Raw genomic sequence first — 17,567 nt, forward strand, 5'->3', positions numbered from 1 at the left:
GCTCACTCGCCGCGGACGTCGTCGCCGACGGCGATCCGGCCCTCGTCGAGCGGCACCAGGTGCGCAGCGAACATCGTCTTGCCGTCGACCAGCCGGTGCCGCGCCAGGGTGCGGATCGGCTCCTTGGCCGTCTCGAGCGTCTGCGGGTGGATGGTGGTCATCACGCAGCGGTCGACCGGCTTCGTCACCCGGAACCGCACGCCACCGACGGTGAGCACCCGCCACCGGTCCTCGGCGAAGGGCTCGTCGCCGTCGACGACCAGGTTGGCGCGGAACCGCTCGATCGGCAGCGGGTCACGGGGCTCCTCGCCGAGGTCGAGCGCCCGCTCGACGACCCAGTCGTTGAGCTGGCGCAGCGACGCCAGCGAGGCGACCGTGACCGGGAACGAGTCGGGGAAGGCGGCATGGTCGCCCGGCTCGGCGTAGCCGGGTTGCAGCGTCCGTCGCGTGGGGTCGTCGCACCAGACGAGGCGTACGTCGTCGCGGCCGAGGGCGGACCGCAGCCACCCGTCGGCGTCGGGTCCGGCAGGCACGGCGCGCAGGTCCAGCGAGAACAGCCGGACCGCCTCGGGCTCACCGACCGGCTCGTCGAGGTGCAGGTCGGGGAGGCCGGGCGCCCTCAGTCGTAGCGCACCCGTGACCGTCGCGTCCGTGACCGGGGTGTCGGACACGACGTGGAACAGCGCGTGCACCTCGCGCGCGGAGACGAGGCTGCCGTCACCGTCGACGACCATCCACCTCCGGTCGCCGTCCAGGCCGCCCGACAGCACGTCGACCGAGGAGACGGGTCGGATCGCACCGGACTTCAGGGGGTGGACGTTGAGCCCGACCAGCCGCACGGCTCAGTCGTTCTTGCCGCCGCCGAACATGATCTCGTCCCAGCTCGGCACCGACGCGCGGCCACGCTTCTTCGCGGGCCGGCGGGGCTCGGGCGCGGTGTGGGCGGCCGGCTCCTCGGTGTCGGGCTCGGCGGTGGTCTCGGGGGTGGGCTCGTCGGAAGCGTCGGCGGGCTGGTCGTCGAGGTAGGCCTCCACGGGCTGCTCCGTGCCCAGGGTCTCGCCCGGGGTCTCGCGCAGCTCCATGGTGGTCTCCGTCGCCGACTCGCCGTCGGAGACCATCTCGATCGCGTCGTCGCCGAACGCGGGCTCGTCGCCACCAACAGAGCTCAGCCGGCGCTGGCGGGCAGCGGCCAGGTCGTCGGCCGCGGGGTCCTCGTCGGCTGCCGCGCTCTCCGGCGTGCCGTCGCCGACCAGCCAGCGCGCGTCGTCGTCGTCGACGGTCACGAAGTTGCCGCGCGGGTCGAAGGAGAAGGTCCCGGTGCCGGTGCGGCCCGCCACCTCGTACAACGCGGTCAGGGTCCAGCGACCGTCCTCGCGTCGCCAGGAGTCCCACTCGGCGACGCTCGGGTCGACGTTGTGTGAGCGCAGGTGCGCGCTGACCGCCTCGCCGAGGGTGCGGGCACCGGACTCGTTCGCGCGGCGGCGTACGGAGGCGAGCTGGGCCTGCTGGGCCACGTGGGCGCGCTCGGCCATGACGGGGGCGGCGAACGGCATGATCTTCTCCACCGACGACCCGGCGGCGTGGGCCACCGCCTCGGGAGTCTCCCCGGCGCGGATGCGCATCTGGATGTCGCGGGGGCGGAGGCTTGATTCCATCGGGATCTCCAACTGACCGTTGCTTGCGGGCGCGCCGGTGAGGGCACGACGGAGCCTGGCGTCGATCGCCAGGGAGTGTTCCTGGCCCGACTCGTCCACCAGCAGCAGGCGCTTGCCGTCCCCGCTGCGACCGGTGAACGTCAGCTTGGCCATGGTCAGCGAGCCTACGCCAGCGCGGCCCCGCGGCACGGTTGCTCCCGCGGCGCGCCGACGGGTGTCGAGGGCGGTGCCCTAGCCTTCCGATGTGCCACCCACGGAGCTCGCCACGACCCTCGTCGTGCTCGACCTGGTCGGCATCTTCGTCTTCGCCGTCACGGGCGCGCTGGTGGCCGTCCGCAAGAACCTCGACCTCTTCGCCGCGCTCGTCCTCGGTGGCGTCACCGGTCTCGGCGGTGGCTTCGTCCGTGACGTGCTGATCGGCGCCACCCCGCCGGCGGCGCTTGCCGACTGGCGCTACCTGATGGTCCCGGTCGCGGCCGGCCTGCTGACCTTTGCCTTCCACCCGGTCATCGGCCGCCTCGAGCGGGTCGTGACGCTCTTCGATGCCTTCGGACTCGCCCTGTTCTGCGTCACCGGCGCGCTCAAGGCGGTCGACTACGGCCTCGGCCCGCTGCCCGCCGCGCTGCTCGGCATGGTCACCGGCATCGGCGGCGGGATCCTGCGCGACGTGCTGGCGGGCCGCGTCCCGGTCATCTTCGAGGGCGCGCTCTACGCCACCCCGGCCCTGACCGGCGCGCTGGTCGCGGTGCTGCTCGACCGGGCCGACCTGCCCCTCGGCGTCGTCGCGGCCGCCGGCTTCAGCACCTGCCTCGGCTTCCGGCTGCTCGCACTCGTCCGGGGCTGGCGCGCGCCGCTGCCCAAGGGGCCGGCCAACGTCTGAGTCGCCGGGTCAGGCGCCGAGCACGCGCCGCAGGTAGGGATTGGTGAAGACCCGGTCGGGGTCGAGGCGCTCGCGCATCGCGAGGAAGTCGTCGAACCGGTCGTACGCCGGCGCCAGGTCGGCGGCCGTACGGGTGTGGACCTTACCCCAGTGGGGCCGCCCGCCCGCCTCGCGCAGGATCGGCTCGAGCCCGCCGAAGTAGCCGCGGTGGTCTGTGTCCTGCGGGACGTGGAAGGCGAGGTAGAAGCTGTCCCGGCCGTGGGACGTCGACATCGGCACGTCGTCGGCCCGGGCGGTGCGGACCTCGACCGGGAAGGCGATCCGCCAGTCGCTGGCCTCGATCACCCGCCGGCACTCACGGAGCACGTCGAGGCCCACCTCGCGCGGTACGGCGTACTCCATCTCGCGGAAGCGCACCCGGCGCGGACTGACGAAGACCCGGTGGGCGAGGTCGCTGTAGCGGCGCTCCGACAGCGCCCGGCCCGCCACCCGGTTGATCCGGGGGACCAGGGACGGTGCGCGCGTCCCGATGCGGCACAGGGCGCCGAAGACGGAGTTGGAGACGAAGTCGTCCTCCCACCACGCCGCCAGCGCGGACGGCGGCTCCTGCTCGCCCGGAGCGAGGTCGGTGCGGACGTTCTGCTTCACCAACATCTGGTCGGTGTGGGGGAACCAGTACATGTCGACGTGGTGCGCCGCGGCGACCATGTCGTCGTACGACGCCAGCGCCTCGTCCCACGTCATCGGCTGCTCGTGCGCCTCGACGACGAAGAGCGGCTCGACGTGGAAGGTCAGGCTGGTGAGGATGCCGAGGGCGCCGAGGCCGACCCGCGCCATCTCGAAGACGTCGGCGTTGTCCTGGGCGGACGCCCGCAGCACCTCACCTGTGGCGGTGACCAGCTCGAGCCCCGCGAGCTGGGCGCCCAGGCCCGCGGCCGTGCCGCCGGTGCCGTGGGTTCCGGTCGACGTCGCGCCAGCCAGCGTCTGCTCGGCGATGTCGCCCATGTTGTGCAGCGACAGGCCGAGCCGCTCGAGCGCGAGGTTGAGGTCCTTGAGCTGGGTGCCGGCGCGGGCGGTCACGGTCATCGCCTCGCGGTCGACCTCGAGCACACCGGTGAGGCCCTCGGGGCGCAGGAGGGTGTGCTCCGGAGCTGCGATGCCGGTGAAGCTGTGGCCGGTGCCGGTCATCTTCGCGGTCGTGCCGTCCTCACGCGCGCGGCGTACGACGTCGACGACCGCGTCGAGCGACGTCGGCGTCTCGACCCGCTGCGGGGTCGCCTCCTCGAGTCCGGACCAGTTGCGCCAGGTGGTCATGACCGCAGGCTAGGGGACCGGCGGCCGGTCTGGGCCGGGCCCACCTAGGCTGGCGACATGAATTCCGCGCGCCCCGACGTGACGCCGTACGACGCCCTGCTGGTCCTCTCCTTCGGGGGGCCGGAGAAGCCGGAGGACGTGGTGCCGTTCCTCGAGAACGTCACCCGCGGCCGCGGCATCCCGCGCGAGCGGCTGGAGCAGGTCGGCGAGCACTACTTCCTCTTCGGCGGGCGCAGCCCGATCAACGACCAGAACCGGGCACTGATCGCGGCGCTGGAGAAGGACTTCGCCGACCAGGGGATCGACCTGCCGGTCTACTTCGGCAACCGCAACTGGGACCCCTACCTCGCCGACACGCTGGCCGCGATGAAGGCCGACGGCGTCGGCCGGGCCGCGGTGTTCGCCACGTCGGCGTACTCCTCGTGGTCGTCGTGCCGGCAGTACCGCGAGAACCTCTTCGACGCCGTCGAGCAGACCCCCGGGGCGCCGCGCCTCGACAAGCTGCGGCAGTACTTCAACCACCCCGGCTTCATCGAGCCCGTCGTCGATGCCGTCCTGGCGTCGCTCGCCGAGCTGCCGGACGGCGGTGACCGCGCGCGGCTGGTCTTCGTCACCCACTCCATCCCGACCGAGATGGCGGAGTCCAGCGGGTCGGAGGACCCGGCCGGCCAGTCGCGTCCGGCGTACGTCGCCCAGCACCGCAGCGCGGCCGACGTGGTCGCGGAGCGGGTGCGGGCCGTGACGGGTCGCGCCCACCGCCACGACCTCGTCTACTGCTCGCGCTCGGGCGCCCCGTCGACGCCGTGGCTCGAGCCCGACGTCAACGACCACCTCGAGGACCTCGTGACGGACGGTGTGTCCGAGGTGGTGCTCGTGCCGATCGGGTTCGTGTCCGACCACATGGAGGTGATCTTCGACCTCGACACCGAGGCGACGGCCACCGCCGAGCGCCTCGGCATGACGGTGGTGCGAGCCGCGACCGCCGGGGTCGACCCGCGCTTCGTGGCGATGGTGCGCGACCTGGTCCTCGAGCGTGCCGCGGCCGAGCGTGGCGAGCAGCCGGAGCGGTCCGCGGTGGGTTCGTGGTCCCCCGGACCGGACGTCTGCGGCGTCGGCTGCTGTCCCAACCCGCGCGGTCCCCGACCGGCGCTATGCGGGTCCGACTCGTGAGCGCCGTCGACGCAGCGGTGCTGCGGGACCTGGCGGTCGCCGTCGCCCACGAGGGAGCCGAGCTCGCGCGGCGGATGCGTGACGAGGGCGTCGACGTGGCCGACACCAAGTCGAGCGCCACCGACGTCGTGACGCGCGCCGACCGTGCCGTGGAGCAGCTGCTGCGCGACCGGTTGCTCGGGGAGCGACCCGACGACGCGATCCTGGGCGAGGAGGGCGACGACCACGCGGGCACGAGCGGGGTGCGCTGGATCCTCGATCCGATCGACGGGACGGTCAACTACCTCTACGGCATCCGCGACTGCGCCGTGTCCGTCGCCGCCGAGCAGGACGGGGTGCTCGTGGCGGGCGCCGTCGTGGGCATCGGTGCCGACGTCGAGTACGCCGCCGCGCTCGGCCACGGCGCGACCCGCAACGGCACGACGATCTCCGTACGCCCGAGCCCGCCCGTCGCCCAGCGACTCGTGATGACCGGCTTCGGCTACCGCCCGGAGGTCCGCACCCACCAGGCGCGGTGCCTGGCGCTCCTGCTGCCGGCCGTCCGCGACATCCGCCGCATCGGCTCGAGCGCCCTGGACATCTGCCACGTCGCCGACGGCTCGGCGGACGCGTACGTCGAGGAGGGCTCGCAGCCCTGGGACTGGTCCGCGGCCGCGGTCGTGCTGCGCGAGGCTGGCGGTCGCTTCGACGTCCTCGCCGGCACCATGGAGCTCGAGGGCTGGCCCGATGTCGCGGTCGTGGTGGCCTCGCCGAGCGACGGCTGGGACTCCTTCGTCGAGGTGCTGAGGGAAACCGGTTTCGTGGCCTGAGGCCCCGCTCGCGGGTCGCACGACGCCCGACCGCTGCCCGCCCGAACGGGTAGTGACGCGAACGTGGGATTGCGGGAATAGGGAGACGTGCCCCACTGTTCAGGCGACACGTTGCGGACCGGCTCACCACAGGACCGGTTCATGGTGCACAATCTGGCGCCGACGACGAGCACAACTCGGTCCCACACCGCCGCGCCACGAACTGGCCGGATTCCGGGACCACCGTATGGGGAGAGGGATTCGATGGCTACCGACTACGACGCACCGCGCAAGTCCGAGGAGGACCAGAGCGAGGAGAGCATCGAGGAGCTCAAGGCCCGACGCCACGACAAGAACTCCGGCAAGGTCGACGAGGACGAGACCGAGGCGGCCGAGTCATTCGAGCTGCCCGGTGCCGACCTCTCGCACGAGGAGCTGGCGGTCGAGGTCATGCCGCGGCAGGACGACGAGTTCACCTGCATGAGCTGCTTCCTGGTGCACCACCGCTCGCAGCTCGCTGATGAGAAGAAGCTCATCTGCCGCGACTGCATCTGAGCACGATCACACTCAGCGTCCGGCCCCGACGGGGGTTCGGGCGCTGAGTCGTCTCTGCTCCCGCCGATCGTCGAGGTGCTCCGCCTCCGCCACCAGCTGCTGCAGCGAGGGATGGTCGTCCGGGGTGCCGTACATGAGGCGCTCGAGCCGACGTATGTGCGGGCACAGCGTCGACCGGATCATCGGGTCCCGACGGGCCCGCGAGCGGTTGCGCCAGTGCCCGTACTCGGCCATCGTCGACTCGACGTAGCCCGGGATCCACCAGCCCACGACCCGCAGGTCGGTATGCGCCGGGAACCTGTTCCCACCGTGCCGACGTGCCCCGTCGTCGCGCATCGGCTCCACCTCGACGCCGGTCTCCTCGTCGTGGACGCTCGACCGCAGCCCTGCCATCACCAGCAAGTAGTTCAGGACGTTCGCGCGCGGGCTCGTGCGCCCGGTCTCCCAGCGGGCGACGACCGACTGCGACACGTCGAGGAGCGCGGCCAGCCCGCGCTGGGACACGTCGAGGATCCGCCTGACCCGGCGTACGAGCCCGGGGATGCCTCCGTCGAACGGCCCCATGCTGAACCATTCCCACTCCGCCTCGGTCCACTCCGCGAAGTCATCGCGGTACGCCGTGCTGCTCATCGTCACTGCCCCCTGTTGTGATCGGTCGGTCGGACCATCACAAGCGGGACGTACGACAACTCTCGACCGATCTCCACAGCCGTGCCGGTCGGCGACGTAGCGGGACGCCTGTGGACACCTGGTGGCCCACGACGGGCACCCCGGGGCACGGTCCCCTCCGGGCACTTGGCCTTGAGTCCCTCAGAGACTCAACGGCAAGTGCGGGGCCTGGAGGCTGACCAAGACACTGCCGAGTCTTGAGTCGCTCCGAGACTCAAGGGCAAGGGCGCAAGGAATAGGGCGCGTGCTCCGAGGGAGGGCTCGGGGCGGGGCGGGGCGAGGGGAGCGTGTCAGGAGGTGGGGGCCGGGGCGTTCTTGGCGTCCTGGCCGTCCTTCTGCAGTTGCGGCGGGAGGTGGCCGGTGGACTTGGCGTAGTAGGTGGCGGCCCGTCGGGTCGCGAGCATCCGGGCCACGCCGATCAGGGTGCCGCTGAGGGCCGCCCACATGATGGCCTCGGGCAGGCTGACGTCGGGGTCGGCGGGGTTGGCCGGCGGGTTCTTGCCCGTCGCGGCCCGCCAGGACGTGTTCAGCCCCTTCTTGGCGACGGCCGCGGCGCCGAGTGCGGCGGCCAGCGAGAACGCCGAGTAGAACTTGCTGTTCGAGGGAGAGGCCATGTCGACCACCCTATCCAGAGCGTCCCGCGGTCCGGCCCACCCCGACGGCCGTGACGAGCGCCTCCGGGCGCCGGCAGCTCACGAGCCAGTACGGCGCGGGGTCGGCGGGGTCGGTGATGTCGATCCGGACGCCGCGCTTGAGGTAGGGCCGGAGCAGCAGGTACGCCCGAGCGTCGGCGTCGACCCCGGCGAGGCGCCGTACGCCCTCCGCGTCGAGCGCCGTGACCTCGCCCACGTGCTCGAGCGGGATGTGGGCCCGGCCGGCGCGGAGGGTGTCCCCCTCGACGGCGACCCGCGCGCGGCCGTAGCCGACGAGCAGCGCCACCATGATCGTCAGGGCAATCCCGGCCACGGACCAGGCGATCCACTCGCCGACCTCCTCGGTGGCGACGAGGACGGCCAGCCACATCGACGCCACGAGCATCGTGCCCTGCGCCCACCAGCGCAGCGGGACGGTGAGGCGTTCGGCGTAGTCCACGGCGCAGAGCCTATAGATTCAGTCCTCGTGCCCGACCACGACCTCGACATCTCCGTCGTCCGCCTCGATCCGGACCTCCCGCTGCCGTCGTACGCCCACCCCGGCGACGCCGGAGCCGACCTCCACACGACCATCGACGTCACCCTCGCCCCCGGCGAGCGTGCCCTGGTGCCGACGGGGCTGTCGATCGCGCTGCCCGACGGCTACGTCGCCCTCGTGCACCCGCGCTCGGGCCTGGCGGCCCGCCACGGCCTCTCGATCGTCAACACGCCCGGCACGGTCGACGCCGGCTATCGCGGCGAGATCAAAGTGCTGCTCATCAACCACGACCCAACGGAGTCGGTGACCCTCGCGCGCGGGGACCGGATCGCCCAGCTGGTCGTGCAGCGGTTCGAGCGGGCGCGGTTCGTCGAGGTGGGGGTGCTCCCCGACTCGCCCCGCGGCGCCGGGGGCTACGGTTCTACAGGTACCGGTTCGCGTCCTTGAGCCGGAACCTTCTCGGGTCGATCGACAAGGAGTGCTGACGTGAAGTTCCGCCGCAAGGCAGAGGCCGACCCCGCCGCCGGCGACACCACCGCCGAGACGGCGACGGACGGTGCCGCCGACCCTGCCGGGTCGACCGCAGGCCCGTACGACGTCTCGCAGGTCGAGGGCGACGGGATCGACCGGGCCGACCTCGGGTCCGTGCTGGTCCCCGCCATCGCCGACCGCGAGCTGCGCCTCCAGGTCGACGAGCAGAGCGGCCAGGTGCGCTCGGTGATGCTCGCCGGCTCCGACGGCGCGCTGGAGTTCCAGGCGTTCGCGGCACCCCGCAACGGGGACCTGTGGTCGGAGGTACGCCCCCAGATCGCCGAGGACATGGCGCGGCGCGGTGGCCAGACGACCGAGCGCGAGGGCCGCTGGGGCACCGAGCTGGTGTGCCAGATGCCGGTCAAGCGTCCCGACGGCACGGACGCGACCCAGCCGTCGCGGATCATCGGCATCAACGGCGCGCGGTGGATGCTCCGGGCGTCCTTCCTCGGACGTCCGGCGATCGACCCCGACAACGCCTCCGACTGGGAGGACGCGCTCGCCCAGGTCGTCGTACGACGGGGCGAGCAGGCGATGCCCGTCGGTGAGCCGCTCGTCGTGACGCTGCCGGACGACGCCCGTCGGGTGAGGTGAGCCGTGGCCGAGAAGAGCCGGTTGCGTCAGGCGCTGTCCAAGTGGGCCGACAGCTCCGACCAGAACCAGCGTGACCTGCGCCAGTCGCACACGACCGACGAGGCCGTCGCGATCGCCGACGCGCCGGAGCGGGAGCAGGTCGTCGTCAACGGCGTGCTGCGCACGGTGACGTTGCGCCCGCGCGGTGGAGTGCCGGCGCTCGAGGCAGAGCTCGACGACGGCTCCGGCGTGATCACCGTCGTGTGGCTCGGTCGCCGGCGGATCACCGGGGTCGACCCGGGCCGGTCGATGACCGTGGCGGGGTGCATCGGACGCCAGGGCGGCGTCCCGCTGATGTTCAACCCCCGCTACGAGCTGCGTCCGTGACGGAAGCGACACCGGCGCCCGGGACCGAGACGGTCGAGGCCGTGGTGCGCCAGCAGCTCTCCAAGGCGCTCGGCGGCCGGCGCGGGATGGCCGAGGCGGCCGTCCCCACGATCCTGTTCACCCTGACCTGGCTGACCCAGCGCGACCTCGACCTCGCGCTGACGATCAGCGTGGGCGCCGCGCTGGTGCTGCTGGCGGTGCGTCTCGTGCAGCGCTCGACGGTGCAGTTCGTGGTCAACGCGCTCTTCGGGATCGCCATCGGGTGGTACTTCGTGCACCGCTCGGCCGCGGCGGGCGGTTCGGAGCAGGACCAGGCGCTGGCCTACTTCCTGCCCGGCATCTTCTACAACGGCGGGTACGCCGTCGTGCTCGCCCTCACCTGCCTGATCGGCTGGCCGCTGGTCGGCTTCATGGTCGGCAGCATCACCGGCGACGCGACCGCGTGGCACTCCGACCGGCAGATCGTGAAGCTCTGCAGCCGGCTCACCTGGCTGCTGGTCGCGCCCTGTCTGTTGCGGGTCGCCGTCCAGGCGCCGATCTGGCTCGCCGGCAGCTCGGGATCCATGGACCCCGACACTGCCGTCGCCGTCCTCGGCGTCTCGAAGATCGTCCTGGGCTGGCCGCTGCAGCTCGCCGCGCTCGGCTCGATGGTCTGGCTGCTGTCGCGCGACCGTACGCCCGTCACGCCCGACGCCGCGCCCGCCTGAGCGGACGTACGAGTGCCGGCTCAGGCGTGGTGCTGGCTGGGGGAGAGGAGGCGCTCGAGCTCGGACTCGACCTCGGCCCCGATGACGAATAGCAGCTCGTCGCCCGACTCCAGGGGCTGCTCCGCGTCCGGCGTGTAGACCTGTCCGTCGCGCAGGATCGTGACGAGCGCGCAGTTGTCGGGGAACGGCACCAGCCCGGCCGGCGTGCCGACGTAGGGGGAGTCCGCCGACAGGGTCAGCTCGACCAGGTTGGCGTTGCCCTGGCGGAAGGTGAACAGCCGCACCAAGTCGCCGATGGAGACGGCCTCCTCCACCAGCGCCGACATGATGCGCGGTGTCGACACGTTGACGTCGACACCCCAGGCCTCGGTGAAGAGCCACTCGTTGTTGGGGTGGTTCACCCGGGCGACCGTACGCGGCACGCCGAACTCGGTCTTCGCCAGCAGCGACGTCACCAGGTTGGCCTTGTCGTCGCCGGTGGCGGCGATCACCACGTCGCACTTGCCGAGCTGGGCCTCGGCCAGCGACGACAGCTCGCAGGAGTCGGCGAGCAGCCACTCGGCGTTGGGGACCCGCTCGGGTCGGATCGAGGACGGGTTCTTGTCGATGAGCAGGACCTGGTGGCCGTTGTCGATCAGCTCGCGCGCGATCGAGCGACCCACGGCTCCGGCTCCGGCGATGGCGACGCGCATGTGTGCAGTGCTCCTGGCTTCCAGTCGGATCTCGGGTCGGGGGTCAGTCGTCTTCGGGGCCGGACTCGAGCACGGCGTACGCGTGGGCCGCGTGCTCCTCGCGCATGACGAGATGCAGCATGTCGCCCTCCTGCAGGACCGTGTCCCGGGTCGGAAGCATGCCCTCGCCCAGCCGGTCGATCCAGGCGATCCGGCTGCGCGACTGCATCTGGAACTCGACCGTGCGGTTGCCGATCCACGCCTCGGGGATCGGGACGTGGTCGACGCGGATCGTCCCGGACGGGTCGCGGAAGTCGGGCTCGGCGCCGGCCGGCAGCATCCGCCGCAGGATCTGGTCGGCGGTCCACTTCACGGTGGCGACCGTGGTGATGCCGAGCCGCTGGTAGACCTCGGCGCGGCCGGGGTCGTAGATGCGGGCGACGACCTGCTGGAGCCCGAACGTCTCCCGCGCGACGCGCGCGGCGATGATGTTGGAGTTGTCACCGCTCGAGACCGCGGCGAAGGCATCGGCGCGGCGGATGCCGGCCTTCTCCAGCACCTGCTGGTCGAAGCCGTAGCCGGTGATCTTGTCGCCGTTGAACTCCGGGCCGAGCCGTCGGAACGAGTCGGGCTCGCTGTCGATGATCGACACAGTGTGGTTGCGGTCCTCGAGGCTGCGGGCGAGCGTCGAACCGACGCGGCCACAGCCCATGATCACGACGTGCACACCTGAACCGTAGCCCAGCGTGGTTTCCCGTGCGTGCGGGTCTAGGCTTCCCGCCTGTGAGTGTCGGCGACGTGTCCAAGCGGATCCTGCTGGGCCGGAAGCTTCGGAGCAGCCAGCTGGGGGAGACCCTGCTGCCCAAGCGCATCGCCCTGCCCGTGTTCGCCAGCGATGCGCTGTCGTCGGTGGCGTACGCCCCGGACGAGATCTTCATCATGCTGGCAATCGCCGGTACGTCGACCTACGTCTGGTCGTGGAAGATCGGCCTCGTCGTGGCGCTGGTGATGCTCACCGTGGTCACGAGCTACCGCCAGACCGTGCACGCCTATCCGTCCGGTGGCGGTGACTACGAGGTGGCGACGGTCAACCTGGGCCGCAACGCCGGGGTGACGGTGGCGAGCGCCCTCCTCGTCGACTACGTGCTCACCGTGGCGGTGTCGATCTCCTCCGCTGCGCAGTACGCGGCCGGTGCCATCAACGGGCTGATCGGTCACGAGGCGACCGTCGCGGTGATCGCCGTGGTGGTCCTGACGGCGATGAACCTCCGTGGCGTACGCGAGTCCGGTGGGTTCTTCGCCGTGCCGACCTATCTCTTCATGGTCGCCATCCTCGGCATGTGCGCCTACGGCCTGCTCAGGTTGCTTACTGGCGACCTGCCCGACGCCGAGAGCGCCCAGCTCATCATCGAGCCGCAGCCGGGCTGGGACGAACCCCTGACCCAGGTCGGGCTGATGTTCCTGCTGGCGCGGGCGTTCTCGTCGGGGTGTGCGGCCCTCACCGGCGTCGAGGCGATCAGCAACGGCGTGCCCGCGTTCCGCAAGCCGAAGAGCCGCAACGCGGCCACCACCCTGCTCCTGCTCGCCCTGATCGCCATCTCGATGATGATGAGCGTCATCGTGCTCGCCAAGCAGATGACGATCCGCTACGTCGACCCGCACGAGCTCGACCGGCTGCGTACGGCCTCCGGCAACGCGGTGCCCGACGGCTACGACCAGCACCCGGTCATCTCGCAGATCGCGGCCGGCGTGTTCGACCACTTCCCGCCGGGCTTCTACTTCGTGGTCACCGTCACGGGCATCATCCTCGTGCTGGCCGCCAACACGGCCTTCAACGGCTTCCCGGTGCTCGGCTCGATCCTCGCCCAGGACGGCCTCGCGCCCCGGTCGCTGGGGTCGCGTGGCGACCGGCTCGCCTACAGCAACGGCATCGTCTTCCTCGCCGCCATGTCGATCCTGCTGATCTGGGTCTTCGACGCCGAGACCACCAAGCTGATCCAGCTCTACATCGTCGGCGTCTTCGTGTCGTTCAACCTGAGCCAGCTCGGCATGATCCGCCACTGGACGCGCCACCTGAAGACCGAGCGCGATCCCGCGGCCCGCCGCCGGATGCTGCGCTCGCGCGCGATCAACACCTTCGGTCTCGGCATGACGGCAGTGGTCCTGATCATCGTGCTGCTCACCAAGTTCCTCGCCGGCGCCTGGATCACGATCCTGGCGATGGGCTTCTTCTTCATGCTCATGCAGGCGATCGGGCGCCACTACGCGCGCGTCGAGCTCGAGCTCGCGGCCGACGAGCAGGACAAGGTGATGCCGACCCGCGTGCACGCCATCGTGCTGGCGTCCAAGCTGCACAAGCCGACCCTGCGCGCCCTCGCGTTCGCCCGCGCCACGCGCCCCAACGTGCTCGAGGCGATCTACGTCAGCATCGACACCAAGGCCACCAACCGGCTGCTGGAGGAGTGGGACGAGCGACGCCTCGACATTCCCCTCAAGGTGCTGCACTCGCCCTATCGCGAGGTCGTCCGGCCGATCGTGGAGTACACCCAGGAGATCCGCCGGGCCAGCCCGCGCGGCGTCGTCGCGGTCTACATCCCCGAGTACGTCGTCGGCCGCTGGTGGGAGCAGCTGCTCCACAACCAGACCGCACTGCGGCTCAAGGGCCGCCTCCTCTTCACCCCCGGCGTCATGGTCATCTCGGTGCCGTTCCAGCTGCGGTCCTCGCAGGTCGCGCAGGAGCGCGAGAGGCGCGACGAGGAGCGGGTCCACGCCGGCGACCTCCGCCGCGGTCGGGTCACCTCGCGTCAGCCGACCCGCCAGGACGACGATCTGTGAGCCGGACCAACCGGCCTCGCAAGGCCCGCGGCCGTTCACGGGTGGGGGAGCGCTTCGAGACGGAGGTCGGTCCAGTGGCCCACGGCGGCCACTGCGTGGCGCGCCTCCCCGAGCCCGAGTCGCGCGTGGTGTTCGTACGCCACGCGCTGCCGGGCGAGCGGGTGGTCGTCGAGATCACCGAGGGCACGGACGGCGACCGGTTCTGGCGCGGTGACGCCGTCGAGGTGCTGTCCGCGTCCGCGGACCGGGTCGACGCCCCCTGTCCGGTTGCGGGCCCGGGACTCTGCGGCGGCTGCGACTTCCAGCACGTCGCTGTGCCCGCCCAGCGCGACCTCAAGGCCGCCGTGGTGCGCGAGCAGCTCGTCCGCCTCGGTCGGCTCGATGCCGGGTCGGACCTGGTGACCGGGCTGCGGGTCGAGGCCGTCCCGGTGGTGGGCCGCCCCGACGACGGCCTGCGCTGGCGCACCCGTCAGCGCTACGCCGCGCTCCCGGACGGCCGCCCGGCCATGCGGGCGCACCGCTCCCACGAGCTCGTCGCCGTCGACGACTGCCTGATCGCCGCCGAGGGCGCGCGACCGTTGCAGGCCGACGACTCACCGGTCGACGGGTCGCTCGTCGAGCACGAGGTCTCAGCGGGCGATCAGACCTACCCCTTTTCCGTCGCCGCCGACGGCTTCTGGCAGGTGCACCCCGAGGCGCCGCGCGTGCTGGTCGAGACGGTCATGGAGCTCCTGGCCCCGGCGCCGGGGGAGCGGGCGCTCGACCTCTACGCCGGCGTCGGCCTCTTCGCCCGCTTCGTCGGCGAGGCCACCGGTGCCCGCGTCGTGGCCGTGGAGGCCGACCGCACCGCCTGCCAGCACGCGCGCGGCAACCTGGCCGCGCTGAAGGCTGCCGTCGTCGAGTGTGGTCCCACGAACCGGGTCCTGAAGGCCGGCTTCGACGAGCCCTTCGACCTCGTCGTGCTCGACCCGCCCCGCGAGGGTGCGAAGCGCGCCGTCGTCGAGCAGGTCGTCGACCGCCGCCCGCGCGCGGTGGCGTACGTCGCCTGCGATCCCGCCGCCCTCGGCCGCGACGTCGCGATCTTCGCCGAGCACGGCTACGCCCTCACCGCGATCCGCGTTTTCGACCTCTTCCCGATGACCACCCACCTCGAGTGCGTGGCGTTGCTTGAGAAAACCGGCTCTGACCTGCGACGACGCGAATTGTGATGAAGCCGCCAGGCCCCTACCAAACGCCATATGGCGCACTTTGGGCGCGCTATGTCGCGTACCACCGCGCGGCCTCGCGTTCGGCGAACTCGCGGAACGACCCCGGGTCATGTCCGGTCATGACCAGCACATCGTCGGTGAGACCACCGGCCCGACCCAGCCGGGCGATGGTGTAGATCGCGCTGGTGACCGCGACCATGCCCCAGGGCATCCCCAGGACCTTGCGCGCGTGTCGGGCGTAGCGGACCAGTCCGGGCCGTGGGTAGCTGATGGGCCGGCCGAGGACATCGGTCAGGATTTCCGCGACCTCGGCATAGGTCAGGGCCTGCGGCCCGGTCGGGGTCCAAGCGGTGTTGTGGTGCTGCTCGGGGGTGAGCAGGGCAGCGGTGGCGATTGCTGCTACGTCGTGGACGTCGACGAAGGCGGTGGCGCCGTCACCGGCCGGCACCATGATGGTGTTTCGGTCGCGCACGTCGGTGAGGTGTGTGGTGGTGAGATTCTGCATGAAGAAGGCGGCGCGCACGAAAGTCCATGACAGTCCCGACTCGCGCAGCCAGACTTCGAGCGCGTGGTGGGGCACGACCTTGTTGTGCTCGGCTCCTTGCAGTGAGAGCAGCACGATGTGCTCGACCCCGGCCGCCTTCGCGACTTCGAGCGAGGGGAGCATCTGCGTCTTCGGCTTCCCTAGGTGAGGCGGGCGCATGAGAAACATCCGGTGCACCCCGGAGTAGGCATGCTCCCAGGTTGCTGGGTCGGTGAAGTCCAGAGCCACGGCCTCGACGCGGTCACCGAAGCGGCAGCGGACAGACTCGACGCTCGAGGCCGCGGCGCGCACCCGGACCCCGGCAGCGAGAAGCAGCTCGACGGTCCGTGAACCGACGTTCCCGGTGGCGCCGGTGACCAGCAATGTGGGGGTGATCTGAGGCGCAGTCATGTGGGCATCACTGCCTTCTTTGGGGAACAACGAGGGTAGCTCTAACGCCGTTGTCTCATGGACCAGCGTGGTCTCTGGGGCGACGCGGAGACCTCAGACGATGCCCGACAGCCATGCGCGTCAAACGACGCGAAGACCGTGGCTCGCAGTGGCGCGTCGTCGACCACAGGAATCCAGGCGCGGTCGCGGTTCGGTGGCAGTTGGATTCAGCGCGGCGTCGAAAGGTCAGTGCTTACCGAGGTTCTGGCGCCGCCCGCCCGACAGACCAGCGCCGGGGGAGTGGATCGGCCCGTCTCCTGGTACCGCGGGGGTGCGCCGGTACAACCCGGCGATGACACCACCTCGTTCGCGTCCACTACCGGTGCCCTTGCCACGGGCCTACCTCACGGTCTGACCCTCGACGAAGCGCTCCGCGTCGCCGCCGCGCTCGACGCCGCCCACGCCGAGAGCACCCTTGTCGTGTACGCGCACAGCTGGCGGGTATGGGAACGCTGGTGCACCAACCGCGGGATCCCTGCTCTGCCGGCCGACCCCGCCGTCCCTGGCCGCCTACCTGGTCGAGTGCGCCACTCACGGCACCGCCGTGACCACACTCAACATGGTTTGCACCGCCATCCGCCACGTGCACCGCCAGCACGGACTGGCTAATCCCGCCAAGGACGAACTCGTCCGGCAGGTCCGCCTCGGCCTGCGCCGCACGTACGGCACCGCCCCGCGGCGCCAAGTCCGCCCGCTCACCGTCTTTAAGATCCGTCAGATCATCGAGGCGATCGACCGCAGCACCGCGATCGGAGCCCGCGACGCCGCGAATCGTGCTCGGCTACGCCTCCGCCATGCGCGGCTCCGGACTCGTCGCCCTCACTCTGGCGGACGTCGAGGCGAAGCCCGGCGGCATCCGGCACTCCAAGACCGACCAAGAACACCGCGGGCAGGTCGTCGCGGTCGCCCACGGCACCCACGCCGCCACCGACCCCATCGCCGCGATCGCTGCGTGGCTCATGATCCGTGGTGACCAACCAGGTGCCCTGTTCACACGGGTCTGGTCCAGCCGAATCAGCGACCAGCCACTCGGCAACCACGTCGTCGCCCGCATGCTCCGCCAGCGTGCCGTCGCCGCCGGCCTCGACGGCACCCGCATCACGGCCCACTCCCGGCGCGCCGGCCACGCCACCGAAGCCGCCGGGGCCGGTGTGCCGCTCCACCAGATCGCCGCCCAGACCCGCCACAGGGACCTCACCGTTGTCGTCAACCGCTACATCCGCCCGTTGGTGGCGCTCGCAACGACCTCGAGCAAAGACCTCGGCCTATAACCAGCGCCGGCTTCGTGCCGACACCTGGACGCCGCGGCGCAGCGTAACGCGGGCTGCACGGAGGGTCTAGGTGATTCCGTCCGCTGCCGGGACCGCATTGCCCTTGGTCACTGAGGTCAGGCGCTCTTCGCCGATCGGTTCACGTGCCATCAGCGGGACGATCGCCAAGCGATCGGGACTGTGGATTTAACGGTGTTTCCGGCCTGACGCGCTGACGAGTGTCAGCGGGGAAGGTGCCGTGATGACCAC

20 protein-coding genes are annotated in these 17,567 nt (G+C 71.3%); 11 read left to right on the plus strand and 9 right to left on the minus strand.

The window, feature by feature from the left end:
• Positions 1 to 2: 2 nt before the first annotated feature.
• Both EUA94_RS11905 and sepH read right to left on the minus strand, forming a co-directional pair.
• The gene (locus EUA94_RS11905) at positions 3 to 839 is read right to left on the minus strand and encodes an MOSC domain-containing protein (protein ID WP_207210514.1); all 837 of its coding nucleotides are present in this window, start codon (positions 837 to 839) and stop codon (positions 3 to 5) included.
• Positions 840 to 842: 3 nt separating this feature from the next.
• Complete coding sequence (sepH, locus tag EUA94_RS11910) at positions 843 to 1,808, minus strand: septation protein SepH (RefSeq protein ID WP_129427089.1); 966 nt, start codon at positions 1,806 to 1,808, stop codon at positions 843 to 845.
• 91 nt (positions 1,809 to 1,899) lie between these two features.
• Between sepH and EUA94_RS11915 the strand changes: the two genes are divergently transcribed.
• Complete coding sequence (locus EUA94_RS11915) at positions 1,900 to 2,535, plus strand: trimeric intracellular cation channel family protein (RefSeq protein WP_129427090.1); 636 nt, start codon at positions 1,900 to 1,902, stop codon at positions 2,533 to 2,535.
• 9 nt (positions 2,536 to 2,544) lie between these two features.
• Here EUA94_RS11915 and EUA94_RS11920 read toward each other — a convergent pair whose 3' ends face one another.
• A complete protein-coding gene (locus EUA94_RS11920) occupies positions 2,545 to 3,849 on the minus strand; it encodes a D-arabinono-1,4-lactone oxidase (RefSeq protein WP_129427091.1) in 1,305 nt (434 codons plus the stop codon).
• A gap of 57 nt (positions 3,850 to 3,906) precedes the next feature.
• Here EUA94_RS11920 and EUA94_RS11925 point away from each other — a divergent pair, with 57 nt between their 5' ends.
• The 3 genes from EUA94_RS11925 (at position 3,907) to EUA94_RS11935 (ending at position 6,362) form a co-directional block, all read left to right on the plus strand.
• Entirely contained in the window at positions 3,907 to 5,019 is a 1,113-nt protein-coding gene (locus EUA94_RS11925) for a ferrochelatase (protein ID WP_129427092.1), read from the plus strand.
• Positions 5,016 to 5,828 (plus strand): inositol monophosphatase family protein, encoded by an 813-nt coding sequence (locus EUA94_RS11930; RefSeq protein WP_242494820.1) that lies wholly within the window; start codon positions 5,016 to 5,018, stop codon positions 5,826 to 5,828. Before EUA94_RS11925 ends, EUA94_RS11930 begins: the two co-directional genes overlap by 4 nt.
• Before the next feature lie 243 nt (positions 5,829 to 6,071).
• Positions 6,072 to 6,362 (plus strand): DUF4193 domain-containing protein, encoded by a 291-nt coding sequence (locus tag EUA94_RS11935; protein WP_056600397.1) that lies wholly within the window; start codon positions 6,072 to 6,074, stop codon positions 6,360 to 6,362.
• A 12-nt stretch (positions 6,363 to 6,374) separates the two neighbouring features.
• On the opposite strand, the gene EUA94_RS11940 is transcribed toward EUA94_RS11935, so the two are convergent.
• The 3 genes from EUA94_RS11940 to EUA94_RS11950 form a co-directional block, all read right to left on the minus strand.
• Entirely contained in the window at positions 6,375 to 6,992 is a 618-nt protein-coding gene (locus EUA94_RS11940) for a helix-turn-helix domain-containing protein (RefSeq protein WP_129427094.1), read from the minus strand.
• 329 nt (positions 6,993 to 7,321) lie between these two features.
• The gene (locus tag EUA94_RS11945; RefSeq protein WP_129427095.1) at positions 7,322 to 7,645 is read right to left on the minus strand and encodes a DUF4235 domain-containing protein; all 324 of its coding nucleotides are present in this window, start codon (positions 7,643 to 7,645) and stop codon (positions 7,322 to 7,324) included.
• A gap of 10 nt (positions 7,646 to 7,655) precedes the next feature.
• Positions 7,656 to 8,123 (minus strand): DUF3093 domain-containing protein, encoded by a 468-nt coding sequence (locus EUA94_RS11950; protein WP_129427096.1) that lies wholly within the window; start codon positions 8,121 to 8,123, stop codon positions 7,656 to 7,658.
• A gap of 27 nt (positions 8,124 to 8,150) precedes the next feature.
• Here EUA94_RS11950 and dut point away from each other — a divergent pair, with 27 nt between their 5' ends.
• From dut to EUA94_RS11970, 4 genes are read left to right on the plus strand one after another with little or no spacing between them, the layout of a single operon-like run.
• Positions 8,151 to 8,609: a dUTP diphosphatase gene (gene dut, locus EUA94_RS11955; RefSeq protein WP_129427097.1), complete on the plus strand. Its 459-nt coding sequence runs from the start codon at positions 8,151 to 8,153 to the stop codon at positions 8,607 to 8,609.
• 39 nt (positions 8,610 to 8,648) lie between these two features.
• On the plus strand, positions 8,649 to 9,287 hold the full coding sequence (locus EUA94_RS11960) for a DUF3710 domain-containing protein (RefSeq protein ID WP_129427098.1): 639 nt from the start codon (positions 8,649 to 8,651) through the stop codon (positions 9,285 to 9,287).
• Positions 9,288 to 9,290: 3 nt separating this feature from the next.
• Complete coding sequence (locus EUA94_RS11965) at positions 9,291 to 9,653, plus strand: OB-fold nucleic acid binding domain-containing protein (RefSeq protein WP_129427099.1); 363 nt, start codon at positions 9,291 to 9,293, stop codon at positions 9,651 to 9,653.
• Positions 9,650 to 10,360 (plus strand): DUF3159 domain-containing protein, encoded by a 711-nt coding sequence (locus tag EUA94_RS11970; protein ID WP_129427100.1) that lies wholly within the window; start codon positions 9,650 to 9,652, stop codon positions 10,358 to 10,360. The genes EUA94_RS11965 and EUA94_RS11970 overlap by 4 nt, the downstream gene beginning before the upstream one ends.
• A gap of 20 nt (positions 10,361 to 10,380) precedes the next feature.
• Here the strand turns inward: EUA94_RS11970 and EUA94_RS11975 are convergent, their stop codons facing one another.
• A complete protein-coding gene (locus EUA94_RS11975) occupies positions 10,381 to 11,052 on the minus strand; it encodes a potassium channel family protein (protein ID WP_129427101.1) in 672 nt (223 codons plus the stop codon).
• 43 nt (positions 11,053 to 11,095) lie between these two features.
• Entirely contained in the window at positions 11,096 to 11,758 is a 663-nt protein-coding gene (locus tag EUA94_RS11980) for a potassium channel family protein (protein WP_129427102.1), read from the minus strand.
• A 56-nt stretch (positions 11,759 to 11,814) separates the two neighbouring features.
• Here EUA94_RS11980 and EUA94_RS11985 point away from each other — a divergent pair, with 56 nt between their 5' ends.
• Both EUA94_RS11985 and EUA94_RS11990 read left to right on the plus strand, forming a co-directional pair.
• Positions 11,815 to 13,866, plus strand: coding sequence for an APC family permease (locus tag EUA94_RS11985; protein WP_129427103.1), 2,052 nt, complete (start codon positions 11,815 to 11,817; stop codon positions 13,864 to 13,866).
• Entirely contained in the window at positions 13,863 to 15,074 is a 1,212-nt protein-coding gene (locus EUA94_RS11990; protein ID WP_129427104.1) for a class I SAM-dependent RNA methyltransferase, read from the plus strand. The genes EUA94_RS11985 and EUA94_RS11990 overlap by 4 nt, the downstream gene beginning before the upstream one ends.
• Before the next feature lie 49 nt (positions 15,075 to 15,123).
• Here EUA94_RS11990 and EUA94_RS11995 read toward each other — a convergent pair whose 3' ends face one another.
• Positions 15,124 to 16,008: an NmrA family NAD(P)-binding protein gene (locus tag EUA94_RS11995; RefSeq protein ID WP_129427105.1), complete on the minus strand. Its 885-nt coding sequence runs from the start codon at positions 16,006 to 16,008 to the stop codon at positions 15,124 to 15,126.
• Positions 16,009 to 16,841: 833 nt separating this feature from the next.
• Between EUA94_RS11995 and EUA94_RS12000 the strand changes: the two genes are divergently transcribed.
• A complete protein-coding gene (locus EUA94_RS12000; protein ID WP_129427106.1) occupies positions 16,842 to 17,318 on the plus strand; it encodes a tyrosine-type recombinase/integrase in 477 nt (158 codons plus the stop codon).
• Positions 17,319 to 17,567 lie beyond the last annotated feature (249 nt).

It is taken from the genome of Nocardioides zhouii (genome assembly GCF_004137345.1).
Classification (GTDB): domain Bacteria; phylum Actinomycetota; class Actinomycetes; order Propionibacteriales; family Nocardioidaceae; genus Nocardioides; species Nocardioides zhouii.

Coding starts and splice junctions, on each gene's coding strand:
- sepH (WP_129427089.1), bottom strand. CDS start 1,808: ATGGCCAAGCTGACGTTCACCGGTCGCAGCGGGGACGGCAAGCGCCTG.
- EUA94_RS11920 (WP_129427091.1), bottom strand. CDS start 3,849: ATGACCACCTGGCGCAACTGGTCCGGACTCGAGGAGGCGACCCCGCAG.
- EUA94_RS11925 (WP_129427092.1), top strand. CDS start 3,907: ATGAATTCCGCGCGCCCCGACGTGACGCCGTACGACGCCCTGCTGGTC.
- EUA94_RS11935 (WP_056600397.1), top strand. CDS start 6,072: ATGGCTACCGACTACGACGCACCGCGCAAGTCCGAGGAGGACCAGAGC.
- EUA94_RS11940 (WP_129427094.1), bottom strand. CDS start 6,992: ATGAGCAGCACGGCGTACCGCGATGACTTCGCGGAGTGGACCGAGGCG.
- EUA94_RS11945 (WP_129427095.1), bottom strand. CDS start 7,645: ATGGCCTCTCCCTCGAACAGCAAGTTCTACTCGGCGTTCTCGCTGGCC.
- EUA94_RS11975 (WP_129427101.1), bottom strand. CDS start 11,052: ATGCGCGTCGCCATCGCCGGAGCCGGAGCCGTGGGTCGCTCGATCGCG.
- EUA94_RS11995 (WP_129427105.1), bottom strand. CDS start 16,008: ATGACTGCGCCTCAGATCACCCCCACATTGCTGGTCACCGGCGCCACC.
- EUA94_RS12000 (WP_129427106.1), top strand. CDS start 16,842: ATGCGCGGCTCCGGACTCGTCGCCCTCACTCTGGCGGACGTCGAGGCG.